The following is a 12,701-nucleotide window of genomic DNA, read 5'->3' as shown; positions in this document are numbered from 1 at the left end:
GGGAAGACGCAAATGGCCGAAGAACAGAAGGATGATGCCCAGAAAACGGAAGATCCGACTCCCAAGCGGCTGAAGGATGCGCGCGAGAAGGGGCAGGTGGCGCGCTCCCAGGAAATGAATCACTGGTTCATCATTCTGGGTTTTGCCTTGGTATTGGGTGTCATGGCGCCCTGGATCGTGAACCGGATTGGCTTGGCCTTGCTGCCTTTCATAGAGCGGCCACAGGATTTCATGGTCGAAAGCGCCACGGCCCGTACCCTCATGTACGATACCGTGAAAGAAATCGCGATTACGCTCTCCTTGCCCTTTCTGATCTTTATCGTCCTGGCTCTGGCATCGGGTTTCCTGCAGTTCGGGCTGATCTTCTCGGTCGAAAGCTTGAAGCCGAAACTCTCGAAGCTGTCACTGGTATCCGGCTTCAAGAAGATTTTCGGAACACGGGCATTGATGGAATTCCTCAAGGGGGTGCTCAAGATCGCCTTGATCGGGGGCATCATCACGGCGGTCATCTGGCCGGAAGGTCAGACGATCATCAATCTCAGCGATTTGCAGCCCCAGGAGATCCTGATCTATCTGCAAACCGAATCCTTGCGCCTGCTGATCGCGGTCCTGGCCGTGATGACGGTGATCGCCGCCATGGACTTTGCCTATCAGCGCTACAAGCATATTCAGGAAATGCGTATGACGCGCCAGGAAGTGCGTGACGAGACCAAGCAGTCCGAGGGGGATCCCCTGGTCAAGAGTCGTCTTCGTCAAATCCGCATGGAACGCGCCAAGCGCCGGATGATGGCTGCCGTGCCCTCGGCCGATGTCGTGGTTACCAACCCGACTCACTATTCCATCGCCTTGAAGTACAATTCCGATGAGATGAACGCTCCGACCGTTGTGGCCAAGGGCATAGACGAGGTGGCCCTTCGTATTCGTGAGGTTGCCCGACAGAACGAGGTTCCCCTTGTCGAGAACCGGCCGTTGGCTCGTGCGCTTTATGATGCCGTCGAGATCGACGAGGAAATACCTCCTGAGCACTACAAGGCGGTCGCCGAGATCATCGGCTATGTGATGCGTATTCGTGGACAGATTTCCGGTAGGAGTGGGGACACGCAGTCCTGATAGATGAACCGGGGGTTTCGCGCAGGACCGGGATCCGTGCTAACAAGACTCGAGGTCGCTTAGGGAGCAGGGGCATTCAGGGACAATGATTCTGGGGGGAGTACTCGAACTGGGGCTGCTTGGCGCTCTGGTTTTCGGATTCGCGGTTTTGCTGTGGCGGCATGTGCACGTCAGGTACAGGCTGAAGCTGTTTGAATCGGCCGCAGCGGCCGTCGAAGATCCCATGCAGGTTGTGCGTCGCGGCCAGCGGGTTCTGCTGTCCAATCCGGCCTGTGACGCCCTGCCCATGAAAGCGGGTCAAACCTTGCCGGATTGGGTCTTGGGACAGCTTTTCACAGCGGAGGAGCGTGTCGAGGTCGAGCGCCTTCAACAGCAACTGGAATCTGGTCTGCACGGTGAAACCGAGATCGCCCTGCCGGATGAAGAAGGTGGCGAGAATGCCGTGCAGTGGTTCCGGATTAGCGCTTTTCCCTTCCTGGGCCGAGCCAGGGAATCCCTCTGGACCATGCGCAACATCACGACGCGCCGGCAGATGGAATCGATCCTTCGCAATGAACACAAGCGCTTCTTCGACCTGTTGGAACATGCGCCCATCGGCTTCTATTCCGTGGATGGAGAAGGGCGGTTCATCTATATCAATCGCGTCATGGCAAAGTGGCTGGGGCGCAGCGTTCGCGAGTTCACGCAAGACAGCCTGCGCCTGCATGATGTCCTGGCATCCCGGGATCAGTTGCCGCATCTGGCGTACCTGCCGTTCGTGAATGAACAACGCGAAGGCGAAATCGAACTTCTCTGTGCAGATGGAAGCAGCTTCACAGCCCTGATCATACAGGACCAAGTCGAGGACACTGGAAGCGCAGGCGGATTGCGCACCCGGTCCGTCGTGCGTCACTTGTCTGCAGAGCGGCAGACGGAAGCGGCTCTGGAACTGACTGAGCAGCGCTTCCAGCGCTTGTTCAATGAAGCACCGGTTGGCATTGCGTTGCTGAGCCGGGATGGCCGCATCACAGAGTGCAACCAGGCATTCCAGGATATGGTTGACGATGCAGGACGCAGCCCTGTTGGACAGGGTCTGGCCGACCTTGTGTCGTCGGAATCGCAGGCGCGCGTGAATGCCGCCGTGGAACAGGCGCTTCTGCCGGACGCCGAGGCCGCAGGCTCATCTTTTGCCGAAGTACAGTTGGCTTGTGCCCGGGAATTGCGCTGTTCCCTGACACTGCGAAGCTTCGGCGAGGCTGCCGAAGACGGCCTGATCGTGCACATGATCGACACGACCGAGCAGAAGGCCCTGGAGGTACAGTTTGCGCAATCCCAGAAAATGCAGGCCGTTGGTCAGCTTGCCGGCGGCATAGCTCATGACTTCAACAATCTGCTGACCGCCATGATTGGCTTCTCGGATCTGTTGCTCTTGCGGCATCGGCCGGGCGACCAGTCTTTCGTGGACATCATGCAGATCAAGCAGAATGCTAACCGTGCCGCCAACCTGGTGCGCCAGCTGCTGGCCTTTTCCAGACAGCAGACCCTGCAGCCCAGGGTGTTGAACGTGACGGACATCCTGGCGGAAATCTCACATCTGTTGAGGCGCCTGATTGGAGAGCGCATCGACCTGAATGTCGTCCACGGACGGGATCTGGGGCCGGTCAAGGCGGACCAGGGCCAGCTTGAACAGGTGATTATCAATCTTGCGGTCAATGCACGCGATGCCATGCAGGATGGGGGCCGTCTCTCCATTCGGACAAGCAATGTCAATTTCGAGAGCGCCCGACGCATTGGCAACGAGACCATTCCGCTCGGTGGGTATGTGTTGATAGAGGTGGAGGATACCGGCTCCGGCATTCCGCGGGAGAACCTGAACCGGATCTTCGAGCCGTTCTTCTCGACAAAGGAGGTTGGCGAGGGAACCGGACTAGGACTTTCGACAGTCTATGGCATCGTCAAGCAGACGGGCGGCTATATCTTCGTGGACAGCCATCTGAACAAGGGTACGCGCTTTTCCATCTATCTGCCGCAGCACAGCAAGACGCGCCCAGAATCAGAGGAGGCCGATCCTCAGGCCTCACGGGATCTTACGGGGCGGGGGACGATCCTGTTGGTTGAGGATGAAGACGCTGTCCGTTCCTTCTCGTCACGGGCCTTGCGCAACAAGGGCTATCAGGTGCTCGAGGCACGTTCAGGTGAGATGGCCCTGGAAATCCTGAAGGGCACCCCCGATAATCCGGAAGAGGATCCAGGCAACATCAATCTTCTGATCACGGATGTGGTGATGCCTCAACTGGATGGACCGTCGCTTGTACGCAAGGCACGTGAAATCTTTCCGGAATTGAAGGTGATCTTCATTTCGGGCTATGCCGAGGATTCCTTCCGCGAGCAGATGGACAGCGATGATGGCATCTATTTCCTGCCGAAGCCCTTCAGTCTCAAGCAGTTGGCCGGAAAGGTGAAGGAAGTCATGGGCTGAAAGGTGGCTTGTTCCCCTTTTGATCTCCTCTCTTGCCAAATGAGAACATAGCAAGTACATTCTGACCATTGCAGCCACTCCGCGTGCATGGGATAAGGGGGGAGCTCTTCCAATGTCAGAAATGGTGCTCGAACTCGTGAACAAAGAAACTTCCGATCGCAACAAGGCACTGGATGCCGCACTTTCCCAGATCGACAGGGCATTCGGTAAGGGCTCCGTCATGCGCCTCGGCCAACGTGAAGTGGTCGAGACCGAATCCGTTTCCACCGGCTCGCTTGGGCTGGACATTGCCCTGGGCATTGGCGGCCTGCCGCGTGGACGTGTCGTCGAGATCTACGGACCGGAATCCTCAGGCAAGACAACACTTGCGCTGCACGTCGTTGCAGAAGCCCAGAAGGCGGGGGGAACCTGCGCTTTCGTGGATGCTGAACATGCCCTGGACCCGAGTTATGCGAAGAAGGTGGGTGTCGATATCGAGGAACTGCTGATTGCCCAGCCTGATGCGGGTGAACAGGCGCTCGAGATTGCCGATACCCTGGTGCGTTCCGGTGGACTGGATGTCCTGGTCATCGATTCCGTGGCTGCCCTCGTTCCGCGCGCCGAGCTGGAAGGAGATATGGGCGACCAGATGCCAGGTCTTCAGGCGCGGCTGATGAGTCAGGCGTTGCGCAAGCTTACGTCGTCTATCTCACGCTCGAACACGCTGGTGATCTTCATCAACCAGATCCGTATGAAGATCGGTGTCATGTTTGGCAGTCCCGAAACCACCACGGGCGGCAATGCCCTGAAGTTCTACTCGTCAGTCAGGCTGGATATTCGCCGTATCGGGTCGATCAAGGACAAGGACACCGTCGTCGGAAACCAGACCCGTGTGAAGGTGGTGAAGAACAAGATGGCACCGCCTTTCAGGCAGGTCGAATTCGACATCATGTATGGCGAGGGCATTTCCAAGACAGGAGAAATCCTGGATCTCGGAGTCCAGGCTGGTGTGGTCGAGAAGTCCGGCGCATGGTTTTCCCATTCAGGCCAGAGAATTGGGCAGGGGCGTGAGAATGCGCGACGCTTCCTGAAGGAAAACCCGGATGTCGCGGAATCGATCCAGCATGCGGTGCGCTCGAATGCCGGGATGGTTTCGGATGCAATGCTGGCTGAAGGAAATGCCGAGGCCGATGACGCGGAAAGCAGCGAATGAGCAATCTACTCTGTCCGTGCCGGACAGGGGTGCCCCCGAGACCTTGTTACGCCCAGGAACGGGAATGCTCACTTGATCTGATTGCCGGCAGGCTGCGCGCTGCTTGGTGAGGCATTGCCTTGCAGGCAGGGCCTTACCAAATCCTGCCTTGTGTAAAGCACTGCAGACGCCTTAAATCTGCGGCAGACAACATACGTGTATCCAACAGGCAGTCATGACGATAACAACCAACGACATTCGCAGCCGCTTTCTCGAGTTTTTCGAGCGAAACGGACATGAAATCGTGTCCTCTTCGCCGCTGGTGCCACGCAACGATCCGACCCTGCTGTTCACCAATGCCGGCATGGTCCAGTTCAAGAATGTGTTTACCGGGGCGGAGTCACGGCCCTATTCACGCGCCGTGACCTCACAGAAATGCGTGCGTGCTGGCGGAAAGCACAATGACCTCGAGAATGTCGGGTACACCGCACGGCATCATACATTCTTCGAGATGTTGGGGAATTTCTCTTTCGGCGACTACTTCAAGGAACGCGCGATCGAGCTGGCCTGGGAATTGGTGACGAAAGAGTTCGGGCTTCCCAAGGACCGGCTTCTGGCCACTGTCTATCACGAGGATGACGAGGCCTATGATCTCTGGAAACGTGTAGCCGGTTTGCCGGATGACCGGATTATTCGGATTCCCACATCAGATAACTTCTGGGCCATGGGGGATACTGGCCCCTGTGGTCCCTGTTCCGAAATATTCTTTGACCACGGTGAAGGCATACCGGGTGGGCCGCCGGGAAGTCCGGATGAAGATGGCGACCGATTCATCGAGATCTGGAATCTCGTCTTCATGCAATTCGAACAGATGGGAGAAGGCGAGCGGCTCGCTCTGCCAAGACCTTCGATCGATACCGGAATGGGTCTGGAGCGAATAGCCGCAGTCCTTCAGGGCAAACACGACAATTACGATATCGACCTGATGCGCTCGTTGATTGAGGCTTCTGCCGAGGCCAGTGGCACCGAGCCTGATGGGCCTTATGGCGTTTCCCACCGGGTTATTGCGGATCACCTTAGGGCTGCTTCCTTCCTGATTGCCGATGGTGTCCTGCCTGCGAAGGAGGGGCGCGGCTATGTGCTGCGTCGCATCATGCGCCGGGCCATGCGCCATATTCACATGCTGGGCGCACACGATCCAATGCTTTGGCGCCTGGTGCCGGCACTCGTCAATCAGATGGGGGGAGCCTTCCCGGAACTGTCTCGTGCGCAGGCCCTGGTCGAGGAAACGCTCAAGCTTGAGGAGACACGCTTCAAGGACACGCTTGGCCGTGGCTTGAAGTTGCTGGAAGAGGAAGTGGGGCGCCTGGGAGACCGAGAACCTCTTTCCGGAGAGGTCGCTTTCAAGCTTTACGATACTTATGGTTTCCCGCTCGACCTGACGCAGGACATCCTGCGCGGCCAGAACAGGTCCGTAGACGTTGCGGGTTATGAAGCGGCCATGGAGCGACAGAGAGAGACGGCACGCAAGTCCTGGAGCGGTTCCGGTGAAAGCGTTGCGGAGGCACTCTGGTTCGATTTGCATGACAAGCACGGCGCGACCGAGTTCCTTGGATATGAAACTGAAGCGGCGGAAGGTGTCGTACAGGCCATCGTTGTGGATGGAAAGGAAGTCGAAACAGCCGACGCTGGCCAGAAGGTCGCCTTTCTGACCAACCAGACTCCCTTCTATGGAGAAAGTGGTGGTCAGATGGGAGACACCGGTCTGGTCTTTGCCCCGGATGGTGTGGAAGTACAGGTTGAGGACACAACCAAGCAGGCGGGCGACCTGCACATTCACCATGGACATGTTCGCAAGGGCAGCCTGAATGTTGGGGAAGCGTTGGAAATGCGCGTGAACGGTATCCGTCGCAGGAATCTGCGTGCGCACCACTCCGCAACACACCTGCTTCATGAGGCTTTGCGCCGTCGGTTGGGCGAGCATGTAACCCAGAAGGGGTCACTGGTGGCGCCAGACCGCCTGCGTTTTGACTTCAGTCACCCCCATCCGCTTTCTCGCGACGATATGATTGCCATAGAAGACATGGTCAATGCCCGCATCCGCGAGAACGCCGAGGTGCAAACGCGTTTCATGACGCCGGACGAGGCCATTAACGAGGGGGCCCTGGCATTGTTTGGGGAAAAGTACGGGGATGAAGTCCGCGTGGTTTCCATGGGGGGTCTGGATGAGGACAAGGGCGCGAACCTCAGTTTCTCGACTGAACTTTGCGGTGGAACACATGTGAGCCGGGTTGGGGACATTGGCTTTTTCAAGATCATTTCCGAACAGGCCTTGGCAGCCGGTGTGCGGCGCATCGAGGCCATGGTAGGCGAGTCTGCCCTGAAGTATGTTGAGGCGCAGGAGGAACTTCTTGGAAGCACGGCCAGCAGCCTCAGGGTTTCCCCCACCGAGGTTCCGGACCGCATCGCGTCCTTGCTTGAAGAACGCCGCAGGCTGGAAAAAGAAGTGTCCGAGTTGCGGCGCAAGCTTGCCGCGGGAGGCACGGGCGAAACGATGACGCGTGATGTCAACGGGACACGCATGGCTGCGCGTGTCTTGGAGGATATTCCGGCCCGGGATCTGAAACCCATGGCCGATGACCTGAAGAAACAGCTGGGCTCGGGCATCACGGCGTTGATTGCGACGAACGATGGCAAGGCCTCTCTTGTCGTTGGCGTGACGAACGACCTGACTGAGCGCTATTCAGCCGTTGACCTTGTCCGGGTCGGGGCAGAAGCCTTGGGAGGCAAAGGCGGCGGTGGTCGCCCTGACATGGCCCAGGCTGGCGGCCCCAATGCCCAGCAGGCGGATGCCGCCATTGCCGCTATAGAGGCCGCAATTTCCAATGGATGAAGTAGGCCGGCTCGGTCCCGAGGGATCCGGGTGTTGTTCAAGGCTTCAAATGACTTCAAATGACAAGGGCCGGCCATATTGGCCGGCCCTTTCTTACTTTTGGGTATCTGAGAGGATACGTGCGCTGATGATCTTGTCCGGGTCGGGAACGCGTCCTGCCGGATCCCCGGGAGGTGCCTTGGTCAAGGCGTCAACCGCTTCCATGCCTTCGAGGACTTCGCCCCAGACGGTATATTGTCCTTTTAGCCAGTCGGCATCGTCAAAGCATATGAAGAACTGGCTGTCTGCACTGTCCGGATGTTGCGCGCGTGCTGCGCCGACAGTGCCGCGGTGGAAAGGTGCTTCGTTGAACTCAGCTTTCAGGTTATGGCCTGACCCACCGGTTCCTGTACCATGCGGGCAGCCAGTTTGAGCCATGAAACCATCGATGACACGATGGAAGACAAGTCCGTCATAGAACCCTTCACGGACAAGTTCCTTGACACGCTCTACATGTGTCGGAGCCAGTTCCGGTTTCAGGGCAATTGTGACTTGGCCGGTATCCAGTTTCAGGAGAAGCGTGTTCTCGGGATCAGTAGACATGGGATGGGGCTCGCTATTCTAGGTGGTTGGTCTATTCGATATCCGAGAGGATACGCATACGCACAATTTTGTCGGGATCCTCGACCACGCCACCTCGTTGCTGGTTGCCTTTCTTGATTTCGTCAACCAACGGCATCCCCTGGCGAACCTGTCCCCAAACGGTGTACTCGCCGTCCAGCCAAGGGGCGCGTTCAAATGTGATGAACCATTGGCTGTTGGCACTGTCAGGATCGCTGGAGCGCGCCATGCCAACAGTTCCCCGCTTGAACGGCTGCTCGGAGAATTCAGCATCCAGGTCTGGCAGGTCGGACCCCCCGCTGCCGGTCCCGGTTGGATCACCGGTTTGTGCCATGAAGCCATCAATGACACGGTGGAACGTCAGCCCATCGTAGAAACCATCCCGCACCAGAGTACGGATGCGTTCCACGTGAGCAGGAGCAACCTCAGGCAACATCTCGATCATGACTCGGCCGTTCTCCAGCTCCATGACAAGGACGTTTTCGCTGTCCGGCCCTTCCTGCGCCGCTGCGGTCTGCAGCGGCAACAGGAGTGCAAGGACCATAATCAGGCTGCGTAGAAGGGCGCTCATGTGTTGATGACCTTCTGCAGATTGGCGTCGAGCTTGTCCAGGAACTGGTTGGTGGTGAGCCACTTCTGGTCCGGACCGATCAGTAGGGCCAAGTCCTTGGTCATGTCACCATTCTCCACGGTATCGATGCAGACCTGTTCCAGCTTCTTTGCAAAATCGATCACTTCCGGTGAGTCGTCAAATGTGCCTCGATAGAACAGGCCACGGCTCCAGGCGAAGATGGAGGCAATCGGATTGGTCGATGTCTCCTTGCCTTCCTGATGCAGGCGATAGTGGCGCGTGACCGTGCCGTGGGCGGCTTCGGCTTCCACCGTCTTTCCATCCGGCGTCATCAGGACCGAGGTCATCAGGCCCAGGGAGCCGAAGCCTTGCGCCACGGTGTCGGACTGCACGTCGCCGTCATAGTTCTTGCAGGCCCAGACGAAACCACCGGACCACTTGAGGGCGGCGGCCACCATGTCGTCGATCAGGCGATGCTCATATGTGATGCCAGCCTTGTCGAAAGCGTCCTTGAATTCGTTGTCAAATACTTCCTGGAACAGGTCCTTGAAGCGTCCGTCATAGGCCTTGAGAATTGTGTTCTTGGTGGAAAGGTACACCGGATAACCACGCTGCAGGCCATAGTTGAAGCAGGAGCGGGCAAAGCCACGGATTGATTCATCCTCGTTGTACATGCCCATGGCGACGCCGCCGCCCGGGAAGTTGTGAACTTCGCGCGTAACGGGCTCACTGCCGTCCTCTGGTGTGTAGGTGATGGTGAGTTTGCCTGGGCCAGGAACCGTGAAGTCGGTTGCCTTGTACTGGTCTCCATAGGCGTGGCGGCCGATGATGATCGGCTGGGTCCAACCCGGCACGAGGCGGGGGACGTTCTTGCAGATAATGGGCTCGCGGAAGACGGTTCCATTCACGATATTCCGGATGGTGCCGTTCGGTGAACGCCACATCTTTTTCAGTCCGAATTCCTCGACACGGCCTTCATCGGGCGTGATCGTGGCACATTTCACGCCAACGCCGTATTTCTTGATGGCCTCCGCAGCATCGACCGTGATCTGGTCATCCGTACGGTCGCGTTCCTGGACGCTGAGATCGTAGTATTTCAGATCGATGTCCAGATAGGGCAGGATCAGCTTGTTCTTGATGAAATCCCAGATGATACGGGTCATCTCGTCGCCGTCGAGTTCGACGACTGGATTCTGAACCTTGATTTTAGCCATTGCTTATCCGTCTCTGTCTTGAGGTGGGTGTCAGGTGGTGCGCAGAATAGCAGGCTTGCCTCAGGCTACAAGCCTTGCGAGCCGCGCCCCATGGTTGCGTTGATTGGTGATCAACTCCACTTTGATTCAGGGTTGGCTGACAGAACAGGTGATGTCTCGAGCTGGTCGAAAAAGTCTTCGACCGATTCCGCTACAAAGCAGCGCTTCAGATCATGCTGTTTGATAAAGCCTTCTTCGGCCTGATGTTCCAGCATTCGGACAAGGGGGCCCCAGAAGGCGTTGACATTCAGCAGGCCAACGGGCTTCGCATGCAGTCCCAGTTGCCCCCATGTGATCATCTCGAAGGTTTCGTCCAATGTGCCGAAACCACCCGGCAGGATGCAGAACGCATCGGATTCCCGGAACATCTCTAGCTTGCGTTCGTGCATGCTTTCCACCACACGCAGGTCCGTCAGGTTGTTGTGGCCGACTTCGAACTCCATCAGGTGGCGTGGAATGATGCCCAGCACTTCGCCATGTGCCGAAAGAGCAGCATCGGCAAGCTCTCCCATCAATCCGACGCGCCCTCCACCAAAGACGATTCGTATTCCGCGGGCAGCCGCCGCATACCCCAGTTCCCGGGCCGCTTCCATGTAACTGCGATCGTGTCCCTTAGAGGAACCGCAATAAACACATAGCGACATGATTTCGGGCATAACTGCCTCACTTGATCATAGGATTGGAAAAAACTGACCTCAGGTCAGAGCGAGGGAAGAAAACCCAAAGTGGGAAAGACTGCAAGCCCACGAGAAAGCGCTCAGAGTGCTTTCCATGGCAAGAGATGTTCGGGAATTCTTCACCTTTTTGTTTTTAAACGCTAGAAGCTGTGTCGTTATCTGGATTCTTACGGCATATTGATGTCCGAAAAATGACCCAGAGGAGTCCTTGTCGTCTTGAAGCCGATTCTTGTGTTTGCTCTTGCCGGAATAGCCGTAGCCATAGTTGCTGCGGGTCTTGTTTTCTTCGGCGGCGAGGAGCGTGTAGCCGAGGAGAATGTTGCGACCTCTGAGAGCGTCGAAGAGACAACTTCTGCGGAAGAGGTGCCTGGAAACGAGGCAGAACAAACTGAACGCAAGGCTGAAGAGGCAGAGCCGCCTTCTGAGGAAGCGTTCGACACCACCGACGGCATGCCAGACTCTGAGACCGATGGAAGTGCAACTGGGGACGAGCCGCAGAAGGCTGAAGAACAGCAGACTGACACCACCAGTATGGTTTCAGGTGCCTCAGAACCCATTGAAAGCGATAAGCAAAATACAGAGACAGTAGGTGCAGACAGTGCAAAGTCCACTGTCCCATCGGAAGAATCTGTCTTGGAAGACGATGATACCGTCCAGCAGCAGGTGACGGAAAGGCAAGAAGACGAGCAAGCAACAACGTCCGACAGTGTGGATGAAACAGTTTCGAGCCTGGACAGCTTGAGGGACATGGCTCCATCGGACGACAGTCCTGAGGAACAGGCGAAAGCCAACGGTGAAGACCTAGCAGAATCGGTTGTTGCAGCACCTGAAACAGCGGAGCCTGAAACAGCGGAGCCTGAAACAGCAGAGCCTGACTCAGCGGAACCTGAATCTGAAGTGTCTCAAGCTGCTGCGGATGAACTTGAGACCGAACGCCCGAGCCAGGGTGACGAGTCCCAGGAAGCAAATGGCCCAGACAGGGTGGTTCCCAGTTTTGATATTGTACGCGTTGAACGGGATGGCAGCTTTGTCGCTGCTGGTCGGGCAAGTCCAGGAAGCCAGGTGAGCGTACTTGCAAATGGCGAAGAGATTGCGTCTGTCCAGGCAGACCAACGGGGGGAGTGGGTCCTGTTACCGGATGAGGGTCTTGTTTCGGGCGATCACGAACTGAGTCTGTCCAGTGTTTCTGGCAATGGAGAGCAGGCGGAATCAGAAGATATCGTTATTGTCTCGGTGCCGACGGCTATGTCCAGCCGAGGGACAGAGACCGCGCAGCCGCCTTCTGGTGAGACGGCAGAGGAAGTCACGGACAGCAGCCAGATTCGGGACAGCGTTACGGATAGTGAATCGGAGACGATCGAGGAACTGGATCCACAACCACTTGCCGTTCAGATGCCGCGGGAGGGAACGGGTGAGGCCCGTGTCCTGCAAGGGCCTGGAGGCGGTCTCATAGCAGGTGAATTGTCATTGGATTCGATAACCTACGATGAAGATGGGGAACTTCTCGCAAGTGGGCAGCTGGTCCCAGGGGCCCGCGTATTTATGTACGTGAACGACCGCTTTGTAGGAGAATCAAGGGCGGACGAAACTGGCCGCTGGCAGATCCAGCCAGATGAAGCGCTGGAGGGAGGCAAGTACACCATACGCATCGACCAGGTCGACGATGAGGGTGAGGTGGTGGCCAGGCTTGAGACTCCTTTCGTTCGGGAAGAGATATCACCTGACCAGGCTGAAGGGGGCGAAGTCGTGGTCGTTCAGCCAGGTAACAGCCTCTGGCGACTGGCGCGTCGTTCCTACGGACGGGGGATTCTCTATACGGTGATCTATGATGCGAACGACGATCAGATCCAGGACCCGGACCTGATCTATCCAGGTCAGGTATTTGTTGTTCCTGGTGTTGAAGATGATGAAGCTCAATAGAAAATAGAGAGAGTTATAGACCTTCTCTGTCTTCTCCTATCCTATCCA

9 protein-coding genes are annotated in these 12,701 nt (G+C 57.1%); 5 read left to right on the top strand and 4 right to left on the bottom strand.

Going from position 1 to position 12,701, the window contains the following annotated elements:
• Window positions 1-12 precede the first annotated feature (12 nt).
• From flhB to alaS, 4 genes are all read left to right on the top strand, one after another.
• Window positions 13-1,110, top strand: coding sequence for a flagellar biosynthesis protein FlhB (gene flhB / locus G502_RS0103685; RefSeq protein ID WP_022727308.1), 1,098 nt, complete (start codon window positions 13-15; stop codon window positions 1,108-1,110).
• 85 nt (window positions 1,111-1,195) lie between these two features.
• Window positions 1,196-3,568: a hybrid sensor histidine kinase/response regulator gene (locus tag G502_RS18525; protein WP_022727307.1), complete on the top strand. Its 2,373-nt coding sequence runs from the start codon at window positions 1,196-1,198 to the stop codon at window positions 3,566-3,568.
• 112 nt (window positions 3,569-3,680) lie between these two features.
• Window positions 3,681-4,760, top strand: a complete 1,080-nt coding sequence (gene recA / locus G502_RS0103675; protein WP_022727306.1) for a recombinase RecA — start codon at window positions 3,681-3,683, stop codon at window positions 4,758-4,760.
• A gap of 214 nt (window positions 4,761-4,974) precedes the next feature.
• Complete coding sequence (gene alaS, locus G502_RS0103670) at window positions 4,975-7,632, top strand: alanine--tRNA ligase (RefSeq protein ID WP_022727305.1); 2,658 nt, start codon at window positions 4,975-4,977, stop codon at window positions 7,630-7,632.
• A gap of 93 nt (window positions 7,633-7,725) precedes the next feature.
• On the opposite strand, the gene G502_RS0103665 is transcribed toward alaS, so the two are convergent.
• The 4 genes from G502_RS0103665 to G502_RS0103650 form a co-directional block, all read right to left on the bottom strand.
• On the bottom strand, window positions 7,726-8,214 hold the full coding sequence (locus tag G502_RS0103665; protein ID WP_022727304.1) for a peptidylprolyl isomerase: 489 nt from the start codon (window positions 8,212-8,214) through the stop codon (window positions 7,726-7,728).
• A gap of 31 nt (window positions 8,215-8,245) precedes the next feature.
• Window positions 8,246-8,803, bottom strand: coding sequence for a peptidylprolyl isomerase (locus tag G502_RS0103660; RefSeq protein WP_022727303.1), 558 nt, complete (start codon window positions 8,801-8,803; stop codon window positions 8,246-8,248).
• On the bottom strand, window positions 8,800-10,017 hold the full coding sequence (locus G502_RS0103655; protein WP_022727302.1) for an NADP-dependent isocitrate dehydrogenase: 1,218 nt from the start codon (window positions 10,015-10,017) through the stop codon (window positions 8,800-8,802). The genes G502_RS0103660 and G502_RS0103655 overlap by 4 nt, the downstream gene beginning before the upstream one ends.
• Window positions 10,018-10,127: 110 nt before the next feature.
• Window positions 10,128-10,700 (bottom strand): LOG family protein, encoded by a 573-nt coding sequence (locus G502_RS0103650; RefSeq protein WP_281170007.1) that lies wholly within the window; start codon window positions 10,698-10,700, stop codon window positions 10,128-10,130.
• A gap of 249 nt (window positions 10,701-10,949) precedes the next feature.
• Between G502_RS0103650 and G502_RS21290 the strand changes: the two genes are divergently transcribed.
• A complete protein-coding gene (locus tag G502_RS21290) occupies window positions 10,950-12,653 on the top strand; it encodes a LysM peptidoglycan-binding domain-containing protein (protein WP_022727300.1) in 1,704 nt (567 codons plus the stop codon).
• Window positions 12,654-12,701 lie beyond the last annotated feature (48 nt).

The sequence above is a fragment of the Fodinicurvata sediminis DSM 21159 genome (genome assembly GCF_000420625.1).
GTDB classification, from domain to species: Bacteria; Pseudomonadota; Alphaproteobacteria; order Kiloniellales; family DSM-21159; genus Fodinicurvata; species Fodinicurvata sediminis.
This window is presented reverse-complemented; position numbering and strand designations above follow the sequence as displayed.